Origin of the sequence: Flavobacterium daemonense (assembly GCF_007341385.1) — a bacterium.
Lineage (GTDB): Bacteria > Bacteroidota > Bacteroidia > Flavobacteriales > Flavobacteriaceae > Flavobacterium > Flavobacterium daemonense.
In genome coordinates this window covers 1-18,880 of record NZ_VJYD01000013.1, presented here as the reverse complement: position 1 = coordinate 18,880, position 18,880 = coordinate 1, and the positions used below count along the sequence as shown (strand labels likewise).

General features: G+C 36.4%; 11 protein-coding genes. All 11 read left to right on the top strand.

From position 1 onward, the window contains the following. The first annotated feature begins 24 nt into the window (after positions 1-24). Positions 25-2,121 carry a RagB/SusD family nutrient uptake outer membrane protein gene (locus FND99_RS15785; protein ID WP_144338905.1) on the top strand — a complete coding sequence of 699 codons (2,097 nt, stop codon included), beginning with the start codon at positions 25-27 and terminating at the stop codon, positions 2,119-2,121. 452 nt (positions 2,122-2,573) lie between these two features. After that, positions 2,574-5,711 carry a SusC/RagA family TonB-linked outer membrane protein gene (locus FND99_RS15780; RefSeq protein ID WP_144338904.1) on the top strand — a complete coding sequence of 1,046 codons (3,138 nt, stop codon included), beginning with the start codon at positions 2,574-2,576 and terminating at the stop codon, positions 5,709-5,711. Positions 5,712-5,730: 19 nt separating this feature from the next. Further along, positions 5,731-7,674, top strand: coding sequence for a RagB/SusD family nutrient uptake outer membrane protein (locus tag FND99_RS15775; protein ID WP_144338903.1), 1,944 nt, complete (start codon positions 5,731-5,733; stop codon positions 7,672-7,674). Between the two features lie 323 nt (positions 7,675-7,997). Then, positions 7,998-9,527: a sialate O-acetylesterase gene (locus FND99_RS15770; protein WP_246074229.1), complete on the top strand. Its 1,530-nt coding sequence runs from the start codon at positions 7,998-8,000 to the stop codon at positions 9,525-9,527. 203 nt (positions 9,528-9,730) lie between these two features. Beyond that, positions 9,731-10,750, top strand: a complete 1,020-nt coding sequence (locus FND99_RS15765) for a family 43 glycosylhydrolase (protein ID WP_144338901.1) — start codon at positions 9,731-9,733, stop codon at positions 10,748-10,750. A 2-nt stretch (positions 10,751-10,752) separates the two neighbouring features. Then, positions 10,753-11,082, top strand: coding sequence for an L-rhamnose mutarotase (gene rhaM, locus FND99_RS15760; protein ID WP_144338900.1), 330 nt, complete (start codon positions 10,753-10,755; stop codon positions 11,080-11,082). Between the two features lie 233 nt (positions 11,083-11,315). Next, a complete protein-coding gene (locus FND99_RS15755) occupies positions 11,316-12,584 on the top strand; it encodes a DUF4861 domain-containing protein (RefSeq protein WP_144338899.1) in 1,269 nt (422 codons plus the stop codon). Between the two features lie 31 nt (positions 12,585-12,615). Further along, positions 12,616-13,965: a glycoside hydrolase family 88/105 protein gene (locus FND99_RS15750; protein WP_144338898.1), complete on the top strand. Its 1,350-nt coding sequence runs from the start codon at positions 12,616-12,618 to the stop codon at positions 13,963-13,965. 247 nt (positions 13,966-14,212) lie between these two features. Next, the gene (locus FND99_RS15745) at positions 14,213-15,547 is read left to right on the top strand and encodes a hypothetical protein (protein WP_144338897.1); all 1,335 of its coding nucleotides are present in this window, start codon (positions 14,213-14,215) and stop codon (positions 15,545-15,547) included. Between the two features lie 39 nt (positions 15,548-15,586). Then, a complete protein-coding gene (locus tag FND99_RS15740; protein WP_144338896.1) occupies positions 15,587-16,999 on the top strand; it encodes a family 43 glycosylhydrolase in 1,413 nt (470 codons plus the stop codon). Positions 17,000-17,175: 176 nt separating this feature from the next. Further along, positions 17,176-18,504 (top strand): rhamnogalacturonidase, encoded by a 1,329-nt coding sequence (locus FND99_RS15735; protein ID WP_144338895.1) that lies wholly within the window; start codon positions 17,176-17,178, stop codon positions 18,502-18,504. Positions 18,505-18,880 lie beyond the last annotated feature (376 nt).

Here is an 18,880-nt window from a genome sequence, read left to right as displayed (position 1 = left end):
AAGTATAACAATAAAAGTAAAAAAATGAATAATATAAAAAATATAGGAATCGGTCTTTTATTAATGGCGGGGTTGTCTTTTACTTCGTGTTCGAAAGACTTTCTGGACGAAGAACAAACAAATGCATATTCGACCGCTTATTTTGATACACCTGAAGGACTTCAGGCTCTAACAGTATCGCTTTATGGAAATATTCGCTGGCATTTTGGTTTCGAATGGTCTTACGGAAATACGCTGTATGGTACAGATGAGTTTACCAATGCAAATGATCTTACTAACGAAATGTGGAATACCTACGACAATCGTTTTGGACCAGTAGGTTCTTCAACAGCAACGGGAGCAGCAAACGGAAATGCAACGAACCCGAATGCACTTTGGGACGAAATGTACTATGGTATCGCATCTTGTAATACAATCATTGCTAAAGCGGATAAAGTAATTTCAGATGTAAAAATCAGAAATCGTTGTTTAGCGCATGCTTACTTTTTAAGAGGATACAACTATTATAGACTTGTTGCACAATACGGTGGAGTTGTTCTTCAAACTAAACCAATTGAAGGAGTTGTTCGTAACTACGAGCGTGCTACAGAAGAGAAATGTTGGGAGCAAGTAATATCAGATTTCCGTCAAGCGTACAGTCTTTTTGAAGGTGAAGTTTTTACTTACGGAAAAGGAGTTACTTGGACAAAAGCTACAGCGGCTCACTTTTTAGCAAAATCTTTATTATTCCGTGCTTCAGAGCGTAATGATTCTTGGAACGCAGCTTACAAAGATGCAGATCTTAAAGAAGCAATCGATGCTTGTTCATATGCAATTACTGCTCGTGGACCATTGACGCCTAACTATAGCGATTTATACGCAAACTGGACAGGAATTGACTGTCCAAATGAGCAGCTGAATGAAATTTTGATGGCTGCTGGTCATAATGGTGATGCAGCAACTGTTGGTCGTTTCGGAAACCGTACCTACAGCTACTTCGCACCACAGTTTTCTAGTTTTTCTGGTGGATGGGTTAAACGTGGTGTTTGGATTGGAAGTATGGATTTTCAGCGTTGTCGTCCAACAGAATATACATATGGAATTTTCGATCACGTAAACGATGCTCGTATGTGGAAAACTTTCAGAACGGTTTATGGTGCAAATACTGTAATTACGCCTAATCCATCTGGAGTTAAAATTGGAGATCCGGCTATTGTTATGATCTTGAATACTAAAAATGACAATACTTATGATGGCGCTAAATTTGGTGCAACAGTTCAGGCTCCAACTTGGACAGATGCAGCAGGACGTTTGCCAGAATGGAATACAAGACAAACACCGACAAGCGGAACTTTGACTGCTAAAAAAGGACAATATGTTCCTAACTCTTCTGTATTGTACCAAAACGGAACTTATGTTGCTCCAAATTTCAAAAATCAGCCAATTTGTAACTTCTTCGCAGGAATCAACAAAACGGAAGATGGTTCTCGTACGGCTGAAAGAGGTGATGCGCACCGTGATGTTATCATGGCTCGTCTTGCTGAAACGTATTTAGTACGTGCAGAATGTTATTCTCGTCTTGGTCAATATGGAAATGCAATGCAGGATATCAACGTGGTAAGAGCAAGAGCACAATGGAAAGCGGGAGAAAACAGATCTTACTATAATGACGGTTCGCAAGCGTTTAAAGTGAATCCGTTGAATACTGGTTCATCAGCGACAAACTTTATGGCTTCAAACTTAGATATGAATACGTATTATTTGTCTAATCCAACGACGCCTGTTACAACAGCAGCATCTGATTTGACATTGAAAACGTTCCCTAATAATTTACCTGCAGAAGACGAAGCTGTTATGGCTAAAATTGGAGCAGCAACAGATAAAGAACGTGCTATCAACTTTATCCTTAACGAGTCAACTCGTGAGCTTTTAGGAGAATGGCAACGTTGGGAAACTCTTTCTCGTACTGGAACTCTTATTAAGCGTGCAAAAGCATTTAATGCGGAAGCAGCACCAAATATCAAATCTGGAAAACACGAACTACGTCCAATTCCTCAAACCTTTATTGATGGATTATTGAACGATGATGGTTCAAACTTATCTGCAGCACAAAAAGCAGCTTGGCAGAATCCAGGTTACTAATACCTTTTTATTTTTGTTTTTGAAAGCCGTCTCATTTTTGAGGCGGCTTTTTTTGTCTTTTAGACCTAAGTTGATAGTAAAAGATCGTTACTTAAAAACTAAGGGAAAAATATTGTTCAAAAAAAAATACAATCGATTACATTTTTTAGAGAAAATTATCATAATTTTCGGATATTAATTTTTATTCGATAAAAATTTTTGAATAAAATTATGGTATCCAAAAAAAAAATATTGTTTGATTTGGATATTCTCATTTAGAGGTTTTTTCCTTAGTTTTCCTTTGAAAATCAAGGGTTTGAAGCATTTTTATGGTTAAAAAAAACTTAAATAAATGCTGTAAAACTCTGTAAATTAGAATGGTACTAAATTGCTTTACAGGACACTACAGGACAGTACGAAATTAACTTCTAAATAAATTTGAGTAACTAATTAATTAACCAAATTTAACTTTTATGAAAAACAAATTGAGTGTGCTGCTGTTGATAGCCATGCTAGCATTATTGCATGCATCTGGTTACGCGCAGAGCAAAGTAGTCAAAGGTACTATCAAAGACGCTACAGGATTGCCAGTTCCGGGTGTCAACGTACTGATCAAAGGAAGCCAAAATGGAGTTAGTACAGACCTTGACGGTAGTTACTCTATCAATGCGGCTCCTGGAAACATTCTTGTCTACAGTTTTATCGGTTTTAAAAAACAAGAAATTACTGTTGGCGCTGGAAATGTTTACAATGTGGTGTTGAAAGAAGAAGACAATTCTCTTGAGGAGGTAGTCGTAGTAGGTTACGGTACAAAAAAGAAAAAGGATCTTACCGGTTCGATTGTGAGTGTAAATGCTGATGAGATTGCATCTAGACCAGTTGTAAACGCTGTACAAGCGATGCAAGGTAAGGCTGCCGGTGTTGATGTTGGATCAAGTGAACGTCCGGGAACTGTAGGAAGCATTACAATTCGTGGAGCTCGTTCTATTTCGGCTTCAAATGCACCGCTTTATGTAGTTGATGGTATTCCTTTAAATTCAAGATTGGTTACAGATGCTACTACAGGAAAAATTAGTGTTGATCCTAATTCTGGTGGTCTTGATTTCTTGAATCCAACTGATATTGAAACAATCGACGTTTTAAAGGATGCTTCTGCAACTGCAATTTATGGTTCGCGTGGAGCAAACGGGGTTATCATTGTAACAACTAAAAAAGGTAAAAATGGAAAATTTACGCTGAACTATGATACTTCGTTAATGACGGAAACCATTCATGAAAATGCACCAATGATGACAGCTGGAGAATATATCGAGTTTCGTCGTTGGGGAAGATATTACTCTAACCCATCAGCTTTCCCTAAAGGAGACGCGCCAAATATTGACAATGACAAGTTGATTTTCTTGGCTTCTGCAGATCCTTCTGCTTGGGCAAATATCGAAAAAGGATGGAGAGATGCTAACGGAAATCTGACTACAACTTGGGACGGTTCTAAAGTAGCAACTACAGACTGGACTAAATTTGTAACACGTACAGGAATCACGCAACAGCATACAATTGGCGTTAGCGGTGGAACTGAAAAAATGAAAGGTTACGGGTCTTTTGGATATTTAGACAATACAGGAACTTTATTCGGACAAAGTTACGTGCGTTACAGCGGTACTGCTAATATTGATATTACACCAACTAAATGGTTTGCAATGGGCGTAAGTCTTAATACGAGTTATGGTATTAATGAATACGGACAATCAAACGTGGGAAGAACTGCGGTTACAAGTTCAACAGGAATTTATGCAACGGCTCGTACAAACCTTCCTTACGCAGTTCCTTATGACAGCAACGGAAACAGAATTGACAGCCCGGGTGGAGATTCAACGATTAGAACTCCTGTTGATGAATACAAATTATCTCAAGATCAGCGTGTGACTTTGCGTGCTTTTGGTAGTTTATATGCGCAGTTTGATTTAGGTGCACTTTCTTCAAAACTTGATGGATTGAAATACCGCATCAACTTTGGTCCAGATCTTACTTCATTCCGTGATGGCGTTTATTTAGATGGAAAATCGGCTATTCGTTCAGGAACTAGCTTTGCTTCTCTTGCAAACGAAAAAACAATTTCTTACACATTAGATAACTTGCTTTTGTATAATAAAACATTCGGAAAGCACACTGTTGGAGGAACATTGTTAATGAGCCAAACAGAATACCATAATGAAAACAGTTCAATGTCGGCAAATGACATCAAAAATCCTGAAAACAAATGGAATGCTTTAACGCCTGCAAATGTTACGCTTGCTGGATATTCTTCTGGTTTGACAGATACAGGTTTGTTATCTTACATGGGACGTGTGAACTATTCATATAATGACAAATATTTGCTTACAGCTTCTGGACGTTATGACGGAGCTTCACAATTAGCTGCTGAGAACAGATGGGCATTTTTCCCGAGTGCTTCTGCGGCGTGGGCAATAAACAAAGAAAAATTCTTAGAAAATGTTACTTGGATCAACCAATTAAAAATGAGAGTTGGTTATGGTGTTACCGGAAACGCTGCCGTTCCTGCATACGCAACACAACCGCCATTAGTTGGTATCGTTTATCCTAACGGATCTGGTGTTGTAAATAATACGTCTTTAGGAAATGTTGATTTAGGATGGGAAAAAACAGCGCAATTCAACTATGGTCTTGATTTCGCATTGTTCAGCAATAGAGTTTCTGGAGCGTTGGATTACTTCACAAGCCACACTACAGATTTATTGTTAAAAAGCAGTGTACCAACAGTTATTGGGGTAAAAGATACGTATCAAAACGTTGGTGAAACAGAAGGTCATGGTGTCGAGTTGACTTTGAATACAGTAAACGTTACATCAAAAGATTTTGAGTGGACAACGAATATTAGTGCTTCTTATCAGCAAAATAAAATTGTTTCGCTTCAAAATGGTAAATTTGATGATATCAACAACAATTTATTCATTGGAAATTCTCAAAACGTAATTTACGGTTTCCAATCAAACGGAATTTGGAAACCTGAAGATGCTGCCGAAATGGCAAAATTCAATGCGGCTGCAGGTTCAAACATTTTCTCTTTTGGTAATGCAAGACCTGTTGACCAAAACGGAGATTATAAAATTGATGCTAATAATGACCGTGTGATTATTGGTTCAAAAGACCCAAAATACATTGTAGGTATGACGAATACTTTCAATTATAAAAATTTCGAATTTACATTCTTTGTTTACGGAAAAATGGGTTATTTATATGATACTTTAGGTGAAAATGAAGGAGCAAAAGGAAGCCAAAGATCAATTAACTACTATAATGACAATAACATAAATGCCGAATATCAAAAACCAATTTATTCTGCAGGAACAGGAGATCCATATTATCCAATTTTAGGATACCGTAATGGTTCATTTTTGAAAATGCGAAATATTTCTCTTGGATATCATTTCGATAAAGAATTAGTACAGAGCCTTGGACTTTCTAAATTGAGATTGTACTGTCAGGTAAACAACCCAGGTATGGTTTTCACAAAAGTAAAATGGACTGATTTGGATACGCAGACAACGGCTTCAAATAGAGGAATAACTTTAGGGTTAAATGTAGGATTCTAAAAAATTAAAAAATATCATTATGAAAAATTATAAAAAACTATATATCAACTTAATGCTTGTTGCAGCATTGACTCTAGGAAGTTCTTGCAACAAAGATTTTCTTGACGAAGAGTTGACAACAGCATACAGTTCAGATTATTATAAAACAGAAGCCGGAATTCAGGCTTTGGCAGTTGGAACATATTATCAAGTATTTGCGGCAGAATTTCAAGGAGAGGTGCCGCTTTGTTCAGCAGAATCTGGAACGGATGAATTTCACGCAGGAGGTGACCCTTCAAACTGGATTTGGAACTCGTATTCTTCTGGTTTTAAGGCTTTCGTAACCGTTTCGAATGCGAATACGGTTGCAGCAAATACACACTGGGATAACTTGTATATCGGAATTGGAAATGCCAATCAGTTAATTGAATCGGCTACAAATATTGTTTCATCAAATGACGCCATCAAAAAAACGGCTTTAGGTGAAGGTTACTTTTTAAGAGCTTTCAGTTACCTACAATTGGTAAGCCAGTATGGCGCTGTTCCATTGAAATTAAAAACAAGTTCTACAGTTGAATTAGAATTTACAAGAGCTTCGCCTCAAGAAGTTTTAAATCAAGTAATTGCAGATTTTACTCAGGCTTATAATTTATTAGGAAATGCTGGAGCTCCTGCAAAAATCACTAAAGATGCTGCAGCGCATTATTTGGCAAAAGCTTATTTGACTCGTGCCAGCGAAATCAACGACAGCTGGAACGGAACGACAAAAACTGCCGATTTACAACAGGTTGTTACTTTGTCTGATGAAGTAATTTCGCACCACCCATTAGCAGCGAATTATGACAATTTATGGTCATACACAACTGCTGACGGAGCTAATGAAAAACTTCCAGAGTTGATTTTATCTGCGCAGTTCAATGCTAGTACATTGACAACGGGAGGAAATCAGCAGCATTTATATTTCCTTTCAACTTACGACCAATTGCCCCAAATGAAGCGTAACCTTGCCGGTGGAAGACCTTTTAGCCGTTTAGCACCAACTTATTTTGTTTATGATGCTTTTGATCATGTAAATGATTCACGTTTCTGGAAAAGTTTCCAAACAAAAAGTATTGTCAACAATGCATCAGGAGCTGTTTACAAAAATGGCGATTTAGGAATTATGTATGTTGTAAATACGGCAGCAGACACACGTTTTGCAAAAACTAAAAACACAGATGTCATCATTTATCCAAAAACAGGAAAAACAATTCCGAGTGTTTATGTAGCGTATGCTGCGGACAAAGTAGGTTTAATGGCCGATGTTAGATTCCCATCTTTAAGCAAATATATGGACGGAAACAGAATCGATTTGAGTAACATTAAAGGATCTCGTGACGTTACTTTGGCACGTTCTGGAGAAACGTACTTAATGGCAGCTGAAGCTAAAATTCGTTTGGCAAAAGCGGGTGGTGCTACTTATGCAGATGCATTGCCATATATTAATGCGGTTCGTGCTCGTGCTGCTTACAAAGCGGGTGAAAATCGTGCTGCTTACGCAGATGGTTCAGCGGCTTATACAACTACAGGGCAAGCAGGAATTCCAATTTCTTATATTCCTGAAAACTCTTATTATGAGTCAAATAATATTGCAGTTGCAACAACGGCAACAAACTTGACAATCAGTAATATAAATGCATTACCTGCAGAAGATATGGCTGTGATTTCAAAATTAGGCTATGGCAGTGATTACGATAGAATGTTATGTTTAGTGCTTAATGAGCGTACCAGAGAATTATGCGGAGAGTTTCACCGTTGGGAAGATTTAAGTAGGACTAAAACATTGGTTGCTAGAGCAAAAGCTTATAATATTGAAGCAGCACCAAATATTCAAGAATATCACAATTTGCGCCCAATTCCACAAACATTCCTTGATGGAGTTTACGCAAGCGGAAAACCTTTGACTGCAGAACAAAAAGCAGCAATGCAGAATCCAGGGTACTAAAAAACACTTATTTTTGGTTTTTTTATGTTAGGAACCGTCTCATTTTTTGAGACGGTTTTTTTTATCAAATAGCAGGGTACAACAGGATAGTTTTCAGTTGTTTAATAGCTAAATTTGATTATCATTTTAAGGATATTGGTTTTCGTTAACATGGTAATGGTAAAATTAAGTGGTTTTGATTTTACAAAGGCAGCAACTTCTCGTTGTTGCCTTTTTAGTTTTTTGCAAATCTTCAGCAAAACAGGGAAGCACAGGATACCGATATCGTTTTAGTGCTTTATCTTTAAAGTTTTAGTATTAAAATTATATTCTGAGTGATTTATATGAAGAAATTGTTGTTACTATTCATTGTTTTAGGATTTGGACTGACGGCCAGTGCTCAAGTAAAATTGCCAGCTTTGGTTGGTGATAATATGGTTTTACAGCAAAATTCGAAAGTGAATTTATGGGGATGGGCCTCTCCAAACGAAAAAATAAAAATCCAATTAGGTTGGCAAGATAATCCTGTTGAAATTACTGCAAATCCTGATGGTACTTGGAGAACAGCCGTGAATACACCAGTCGGAAGCGAAAAACAATATGATATTGCGATTGAAGCGTCAAATAAAATCATTCTTAAAAATGTTTTGATTGGCGAAGTATGGATTTGTTCTGGTCAATCGAATATGTATTTTCCTGTTGGAAAAGAAGATGGAACTTGGAAAACGGGAGTAAAAAATTATGAAGAAGAAATCCAGAATGCCAATTTTCCATTAATAAGATTATTTACTGTTCAAACGAAAGCTTCTCAAAAACCTTTAGATGATGTAACAGGAAAATGGGCGGAATGCTCTTCTTCATCTATAAAAACATTTTCTGCGGTTGCTTATTTTTTCGGAAGAGATTTGTACCAAAATCTGAAAGTGCCAATCGGATTAATTTCAACTTCTTGGGGCGGAACGAAAGCCGAAGCTTGGACTTCACAAACGGTTCTTGAAAGCAATCCAGATTTTCTGCCGATTTTGGAACAAGATGCTAAAAACGAAAAATTATTTCAGGAAAAATTAGAAAATTATTACGCTGATTTAGCAAAAGAAAGGCTTGCAAATAATAACGATATTTCGAAAACGCAGCTTAAAAAACCTAAAAAAGAAGAAAATAAAACGTCTTATGTTTTGTACAATGCAATGCTCCATCCTGTAACTAATTATACCATGAAAGGTGTGATTTGGTACCAAGGAGAAAGCAATGCCGAAAAAGCCTTTTTGTACAGAAGTCTTTTTCCTGCAATGGTGAAAAGTTGGAGAGAGGAATGGAAGCAAGGCGATTTTCCGTTTTATTTTGTTCAAATTGCGCCTCACAAAGGGCAAAATGCTTACATAAGAGAAGCGCAGTTAATTTCTTCAAAAGTAATTCCGAATAGCGGAATCGTTGTTACAACTGATATTGGAAATGCTGAAAATATTCATCCAATCGACAAGCAGACTGTTGGTTATCGTTTGGCTTTAATTGCAAAAGCTAAAACGTATGGAGAAAGCAAATTAGTTTATTCCGGACCAACGTATAATCATATGGAAATCAAAAAGCAGCGTATTCAATTATTTTTTGACGATGTTCCAAACGGATTCAAAAAGAGCAATGAAGATTTAAAAGAATTTGAAATCGCAGGATACGACAAAGTATTTTATCCGGCAACGGCAAAAATCGATAAAAAAACAATTGTAGTTTCTTCGCCAAATGTAAAAGAACCTATTGCCGTTCGTTTTGCATGGAAAGCAGTTCCAGAACCAAATTTATTCAATGCTGAAAATTTGCCTGCATCACCTTTTAGGACAGATGATTGGGGGATAGAAAATGAGAAGAAAAATAATTAAATACATATAGTTTGTCATTTCGATCCCGAGGCTTCGGGAGAGGAATCTTCACGAGTAACTAACACAAAGTAATAAGTACAGTTTGTCATTTCGACGGAGGAGAAATCACACTAGAAACTCCGCATAGAATGTCGCCAATCTTTGTCGAATCCCGAGTGCGATTTCTCCTTCGTCGAAATGACAAAAAAAACAACAAAACCAAAATGAAAATTAAACCAAAATATCTTTTTACAATTCTAATAACTTCATTGTTCAGCCTAACAATGACAGCACAAAAAGACATTCAAAAAGATAAAAAACATATTGCATCAAAACCATTATTCCGCGATCCAATCTATGATGGAGCCGCTGATCCAACTATTGTTTGGAATGAAAAAGAGAAAAAATGGTTTATGTTTTACACTAATCGCCGTGCTAAAGATTCTACAGCAAAAGGTATAACTTGGGTGCATGGAACAAAAATTGGTGTAGCCACTTCTGAAGACGGAGCAAAATGGACGTATAAGGATACATGTAATATCAATTATAAATTAAAAGATGTAACGTATTGGGCGCCAGATGTCATTAAATACAAGAATAAATATCATATGTATTTGACCATTGTTCCTGGAATTTTCAATGACTGGTATCATCCGCGTTCGATTATTCATTTGACGAGCACGAATTTAATGGATTGGAATTTTGAATCAGAATTAAAACTGGCTGCAGAACGTTGTATCGATGCTTCGGTTTTTCAATTGCCAAACGGAACTTGGAGAATGTTTTATAATAATGAAAATGATGGAAAATCAATTTATTATGCCGACAGCAAGGATTTGTACACTTGGACGGACAGCGGAACGAAAATCATAAAAGATAGAGGAGAAGGACCAAAAGTCTTTAATTGGAAAGGTAAAAACTGGATGGTGACAGATTCTTGGAGAGGTTTGAATATTTATTCTTCAGAAGATTTTTTAAATTGGAAACGCCAAGAAAAAAATATTCTGCAAACGCCTGGAACCGGCGAAGATGATAAAGTGATTGGTGGACATCCTGATGTAGTTGTGAATAATGGAAAAGCGTATATTTTTTATTTCACACATCCCGGCAGAACACCAGAAAACAAAGGAGTCGAAAGTTATGAAACAAAAAGAAGTTCTATTCAAGTAGCAGAATTGGAATATATAAATGGCGAAATTATCTGTAATAGAGATCAGCCTGTTCAAATAAATTTAAAGCATTAAAAATGGCAAATAAAAACACAATCCGAAACGCTTTCAAAATGAAATTAAAACCTGGTTTTGAAGCAGAATACAAAAAAAGACATGATGAAATCTGGCCAGAATTATCGGCTTTGCTTTCAGAAACGGGAATACAGGATTACAGCATTTTTTTAGATGAAGAAACATTGATACTTTTTGCAGTGCAGAAAATCAGCGCTGATTTTAATTTCGACTATTTGCCAAATCATCCTATCGTAAAAAAATGGTGGGCATATATGGGCGATATTATGGATACAAATCCTGATAATTCGCCAGTTTCGATTTCCTTAAAAGAAGTTTTTCATTTGGATTAAATTATAATTCTTGAAAAAACATTAAACACATAGAAACATAGATTTATGTGTAAAATGGAATATAAAAAGAGCGCAAAAAGAAACATGTTTCTCACACATAGACTATGTTTGTTAATGTAAAGTGAAACGCCTTTTATAAGTTTTTTTAATCTATGTTTCTATGTGTTGGGAGATACACACTAGTGCAAAACCTGAAACTTTAAACAAAGAAAACCTGAAACAAAACAAAAAAAATGAAAACAAAATATTATTTATCAATAGCTTTTGCAACAGCAATTTTAGTGAATTGCAATGCACAAAAAGTTACTTTAAAAAATGCATCTGATATAGCAGTGCCACAAAAAGCAATCAGCATAAAAAGAAACCAAATTGCGTCAAAATATGTTGCCAATAGTTTCCCAATTTTGATTGCTAAAAATGATACAATTCCGGCACAGCTTAATGATTTGGATGGTGACGGAAAATGGGACGAGCTTTTCTTAGTAACTGATTTTGCTCCAAGCGAAAAGAAAATTGCAACACTAACTTGGTCGTTGAAAGATCCTAAATTTCCAATAAAAACTAGCGCAAGATTCGGAAAAAGAGAAGCTAAAGATTTGCCGGTTCAGCCAGCAACTGAAGAAGTTTTAATGGCAAATCAAGTGCATAAAAAACTAGGTTTTCAAAAATACCAGACAGACGGACCATCTTGGGAAAATGACAAAGTTGGTTTCAGACATTATTTAGATGGAAGAAATTCTAAAGATGTTTTCGGAAAAAGAATTCCAGCTATAACGCCAGAAAATGTTGGAATTAACAGCAAAGGCGCCGTTGAGGACAATTATCATGTAATGTACGATTGGGGAAGAGATATTTTCCCTGTTGGAAATTCTGCTGGTTTGGGCGGTTACGCTTTATTGATAAATGACAAAATCAACCGTCTCGGAATTTTGACAAACGATACGCTGAATAATGTCGAAAAAACAACTTTCAAAATTGTAAGCGAAGGTCCAGTTAATTCGGTTTTAAGTTATAAATACCAAAACTGGAAAGCTTCTGGAAATAATTATCAGGTTCAGGAAACGACTTCAATCTGGCCAGGAATGTACGGTTATGAAAACACGGTTTCAATCAGCGGACTGAAAGGTGGAGAAACTTTTTTGGCTGCAATTTCAAATATAAATAATAAAAATCCGCTGCAGGTTGTTGAGGCCGGCGATTGGGTTTGCTTCATTCAACATGATAACTTGACATACAACCGCGAATGGATTTTAGGAACTGCGATTTTGGTTCCCAAGAAAATTTATCAAGGATATATGGAAGCACCAAAAACAGGTCAGTTAACAGATTCATATTTGGCGAAATTGACAATCGAGAACAATAAAAAAATCAGTTACTACGCCATTGCAGGCTGGGAATTGAGTGCCGATAAAAATTTTAAAGATTCAGCTTATTTCAGCAATTATGTAACCACTTTGGCAAAACAGCTTTCGGCCAAAATAACGGTTGAAATCAGCAAATAAAACAAAACATTAAACTAACACACTAACCATTATGAACTATAAATCAACCATTTTAGCAATGTTCGTGTTTGCATCAATTACAAATGCGAACGCACAAAAAACAGACGCAACAGCACCATTGCATTTAATGCAACCTGATTATCCAACGCCATATGTGATTCCGCAGAAGGAAGATATAAAAGTGGTTTTGGACAGGGTTTATAATTTTTTAGACAAAAATTCGGCTTCAAAAATTATTGATGCAAATACGAAAGCCGTTGTTACCGATTATAAAAAAGGCAATCAGGATATTGTTTTTGAACCGGGCGCTTTCAGATTAACCAGTTATGAATGGGGCGTTACCTATGCTGGAATGCTTTTGGCATCGAAAGCAACAGGTGAAAAATATTTTGCCGATTATTCAAATAAAAGAATACAGTTAATTGCGGATATTGCCGAAAATTACAACGAAAAAAACATCAAGGACAAAGACATGCTGAAAACGCTTCATCCTGAAGCACTAGATTTTGCTGGTGCGCTTTGTGCAGCTTTTATTAAAGCCAAAAAAGAGGGTTTAAAAGCAAATGTTGATCCGTTGGTAAACAATTACATCGACTTTATCAGCAACAAACAATTCCGATTAAAAGACGGAACTCTGGCAAGAAACAGACCACAGGACAACACACTTTGGTTAGATGATATGTTTATGAGCGTGCCAGCGCTTGCGCAAATGGGAAGTTATACAGGAAACACAAAATATTTTGATGATGCTGTAAAACAAGTAAATCAGTTTTCTGAAAGAATGTTCAACAGCCAAAAAGGAATTTACATGCACGGCTGGGTTGAGTCGATGGCGGTTCATCCTCAATTTCATTGGGCGAGAGCAAACGGTTGGGCGGTGATGACGATGGTTGAATTATTAGAAGTTCTTCCAAAAAATCATCCGGGGTATAATCAAGTTTTAACTCAACTGCAAAAACACATCGCCGGATTAGTTCAATATCAAGACGGAACTGGTTTTTGGCACCAATTACTAGATAGAAACGATTCGTATTTAGAGACTTCGGCAACAGCAATTTATGCGTATTCTATCGCCAGAGCCATCAATCGTGGTTATGTTGATAAAATGACCTATGCTCCTGCAGTTTTATTGGCGTGGAATGCGGTAGCAACAAAAGTAAATGATAAAGGTCAAGTTGAAGGAACTTGCGTAGGAACCGGAATGGGTTTTGATCCTGCATTTTATTATTATCGTCCTGTAAATGTTTTTGCTGCTCACGGTTATGGTCCAGTTTTATTGGCTGGAGCCGAAGTGATTATGCTTTTAAAAGACAGTCAGTTTCAAATTAATGACAGTTCTATTCAATTGAAAATCGAAGGGAAAAATAATCTGCATAAGTAAGTTAGGAGTTAGGAATTATGAGTTTTGAGTTATTAGTTATTAGTTATGAATGACTTATAACGTTCTGTTTGTCATTTCGAGGAACGAGAAATCTCCGCAAGAAACTCCGTTTCTAAAAGTCGTCAATCTTTGTCGAGCTACTTGTGGAGATTTCTCGTTCCTCGAAATGACAAACAAGCCGATTAATCATTAATTTTTAATTAACCTTCGCGTCTTAGCGCCTTAGCGACAAAACACCCCAATACACATGAAATCAACAATAAATATATTTTTCTTATTACTCGGCACAATTGCTTTTGCCCAGATAGGAACCCGATTTCCATCAGAAAAAAAGATAATCAAAGATCCTGTTACAGGTGTCGATTTAATTTTTTTAACCACAAAATCTGCTGGAGATTCAAAAACGTATCCAACACATCCTCAATGGACAGCAGATGGCGAATGGCTCATTTTTAGAACTAAGAGAGCCAACGGAGAAGCAATGGCGGTCAACGAAAAATCAGGTGTGATGGTTCAAGTTACCGAAGGCGGTTATACCGGAACGTTATGCATGGCGCAAAAATCGATGAAATTGTATTTTATGCGAAAAGGAGAAGGCGAGAAAATGCAGATTATGGAAGTGAATCTGGAAGCTGTTTTTGCAGATAGTGAAAAAGGGAAAATGAAACCAATTTCAGCTTATGAACGTATTTGTGGTACAACAAATCCGGAAATGGGAGCGTCGGGAGATATGGCTTTGGATGCTAATGAAGATCGAGTTTATTTCAGAATTGGAAAAGAAGAAGCAGCAAGACATTTAGATCCAAATGTCAAAATTGAAAAGAGTTTTGGACCGAGAAATATGGGAGCAGGACCGGGCGGCATCAGCAGTATGAATATCAAAACTGGCGAAATAAAACATGTAGTTTCGGTGCCGTTTCAAGTGGGGCATATTCAATCCAATATTTGGAATCCGGGTGAATTGGTTTTTTGTTGGGAAACCGGCGGAAAATCACCACAGCGAACTTGGACGGTTATGGCAGACGGATCTGGTTTGAGACCTTTGTATCCCGAATCGGATTATGAATGGGTTACGCATGAAGTTGTAATTTCTAAAGATGAAGTAGCAATGGCGATTATGGGACATCGAAAAATTGATATTCAAAAAGATGCTCCAGTTGAAGTTACTACAAGTACAGAAGTTAGAAATCCTCAAAATCCAGGTCAGGAAAGCAATTGGGGAAATTCTGGAACGAGAGAAAAACCAACTGGTTTAGCAATTGTAAATCTAAGAACCAGAGAAATGATTATTGCTGGCCAAACAAAAAGCGGAAGCGGTTTATGGCATGTGCACGGTTCTTCAGATGGAAGATGGGCTGTTGGTGATGACTTTTCAAGAAGCTTGTATTTAATTGATCGAAAAACGAATGAAATGATGATGTTGACAACCGGACATAAAGAAACGGCAGCAGATCACGTTCACCCAACTTTCAATAGAGACGGAACGAAAATTGAAATTCAATCTGCGATGCTTTCTGAGGATAATAGAACGTTAAATATTTGTATTGTGAATGTTCCGAAAGAGTGGTTGAAACGCAAATGATTAATTGTGAATTATTAATTGTGAATTGTGAATTTTAAAATGTTTAAAAAGAATTATTTTGCCTTTTGTAGTCTGATCTGCATTGTTTTTTTGTGCAATGTGACGGCTTCTTTTGCGCAGGAAATGGGAAAAATGGATGCCATTTATTCTGGTGTTCCTTGGCTTGACCAAAACGGAAATATTGTAAGCGCGCATGGAGCCAATATTATAAAAGAAAAAGATACTTTTTATTTGTTTGGAGAAGCACATAGTGACACCAGCAACGCATTTGCAGGTTTTAATTGTTATTCTTCAAAAGATCTTTATAATTGGAAATTTGAAAAAATGGCGCTTCCGGTTCAAGAATCGGGAAAATTGGGACCAAATCGTGTTGGTGAAAGAGTGAAAGTGATGAAATGCCCTAAAACCGATGAGTTTATAATGTACATGCACGCTGATACTTTAACGTACAAAGATCAATTTGTGGGTTACGCGGTTTCAAAAAATATTGAAGGTCCCTATGCATTTAAAGGTCCGATTTTGTTAGACGGAAAACCAATAAGAAAATGGGATATGGGAACTTTTCAAGATTCTGAAGGTTCTGGATATATTTTGGTTCATGGCGGCGAAATTTATAAATTAAGCGATGATTATAAATCGGTTACCGAAAGAGTAAATGAGAATATTACAACCGGTTTTGAATCGCCAACGATGCTTAAAAAAGATAATATGTATTATTTTATCGGTTCGCATTTGACAAGTTGGGAGAAAAACGACAATTATTATTATACTTCAAATTCGCTTAAAGGCCCGTGGGAATTTCAAGGTTTAATTGCGCCAAAAGAAACCCTGACATGGAATTCGCAATCGACATTTGTTTTGCCAATTCAAGGTTCAAAAGAAACAGCCTATATGTTTATGGGCGATCGCTGGTCGTTTCCAAAACAGGCTTCATCGGCAACTTATATTTGGCAACCGTTGACAATTTCAGGAAAGTCGCTTTCAATTCCAGTTTATCAGGAAACTTGGCAAATTGATTTGGAAACTGGAATTGCATCTGTTCCAAAAAACACCAATAAAATTCTGAAAAGCAGCAATAAAGAAATTAAATATTCGGGCAATTGGAGTCATTCGGATAAAGAAAGCAAATCAGATGATAAAAATGCTTCTTTTTCAATAAAATTCAATGGTCAGCAAATTGGTTTTTCAAGTTTTGTGGGAAGTGAAAATGGTTATGCAAAAGTTGTTTTAACCAATGAAAAAGGAAAAATTATAACTTCAGTAATTGTCGATTTGTACAGCAAAAATGAGACAGAAACTGCAGTTTACAAATCTCCAATTTTGAAAAAAGGCAATTATGTTTTAACCGTTTCCGGAACTGGAGAAAGACCAAATTGGTCGGATAAAAGAAAATCAAATTACGGAAGTACAGGATATTTTATTTCTGTAGCACATATTGAAATAAATAAATAAAATGTTTCTTGGTGGTTCATAGTTAATCAAATTTTTGCCACAGATTAAAAGGATTAAACAGATTGAAATAAACGGAATTAGATTCAAAAAATCCTTAAAATTCTTTTAATCTGTGGCTTAAAAAAAATAGTTCGCTAAACAGACACTTATAAAAAATAAAATTAAAACAGCTTACAATGAAAAAGTTTTTCACTTTAGCTTTATGCGTTTTGGGAATTTCTCAAAGCTCATTTTCGCAAAAATACAGCAACGATAAATTTCCAGACGGAACTGAAATTACTTCTTGGTTTAAAGATTCTAAAAAACTTCAGTTAAAAGATTTAGGAAAAAAATACACGATAACTGATTTTGGCGTAAGCAAAGACAGTACAAAATTGCAGACAGTTGCGATTCAAAAAGTGATTGATAAAGCAGCGGCAAATGGTGGTGGGGTAATCGTGATTCCAAAAGGAGTTTACTTGAGCGGTGCTTTATTCTTTAAGCCAAAAACCGCTTTGTACGTAAGTGAAGGTGGCGTTTTAAAAGGTTCTGATGATATTGCCAATTATCCAATTATGCCATCAAGAATGGAAGGTCAGAATTTGGATTATTTTCCAGCTTTGGTAAATGCTTATGGTGTTGATAATTTTTCGATTTCAGGAAAAGGAACCATAAACGGAAATGGAAGAAAATATTGGGATGCTTTCTGGGCGCGTAGAAAAGAAAACCCAAAATGCACGAATCTTGAAGTTTCAAGACCAAGATTGGTTTTTGTTTGGAATTCAAATAATGTTCAATTTCAGGACGTAAAATTGATTAATTCTGGCTTCTGGACGAATCATTTTTACAAATGCAACAACATAAAAATTATTGACACTTATATTTATTCTCCGCACCAAAAAGGCGATGCTCCAAGTACCGATGCGATTGATCTTGATATTTGCAACAACGTACTCATAAAAGGATCTACTATGTCTGTAAATGATGATGCCATAGCGCTAAAAGGAGGTAAAGGTCCTTATGCAGACCAAGATAAAAACAATGGTCCAAACTCCAATATTATTATCGAAGACTGTAAATTTGGATATTGTCATTCGGCTTTAACTAACGGAAGCGAGGCGATTCATAACCGAAACATCATTATGCGCAATTGCGAAGTTGATGGTCCGTCGATATTATTGCATCTTAAAATGAGACCTGATACACCGCAACTTTACGAGTATATCAGACTTGAAGATATTAAAGGACAAACTAAAAATGGTTTGGCTATTTTGGCTTGGAAACAGTTTTTTGATTTAAAAGGCCGCCCTGATGTTCCTTTATCGTATGGTGACAATGTTACTTTAAAAAATATTGATCTTAAATGTGAAATGTTTTATAAAGTAGAAAACGACCCAAATGTACGTTTGTCAAACTTCACTTTCGAAAACTTGAATATTGAATCTGCTAAAGCGGACATTGATAAAAGTTTGATTAAGAATGTGACTTTTAAAAATGTTTTTGTGAATAAGAAGGTTTTGGAATAGGTTCTGAGGTTCATAGGGGCAAAGGTTCAAAGGTTTTTGTAGAGGCGCAAAGGTTCACAGGTTTTTGTAGAGGCGCACAGCAGTGCGTCTAACACAAAGTAACCATAAAGTTTGTTACTCCGAAGGTTTTAGAAGAGGTTCAAAGGATCAGAGTTGCAAAGGTGCAAAGGTTTTCTGTAGAGGCGCACAGCAGTGCGTCTAACGTTAAGTAACCATAAAGTTTGTCATTCCGAGGAACGAGGAATCTCCGCAAGAAACTCCGCGAAGAATATCGCCAATCTTTGCCGATTCCCGAGTGCGATTCCTCGTTCCTCCTTTAGATTTGTTTTTTGAAATTTTGAGTAGATTTATGATTGAGAAAGGAAGCAAAAGTAAA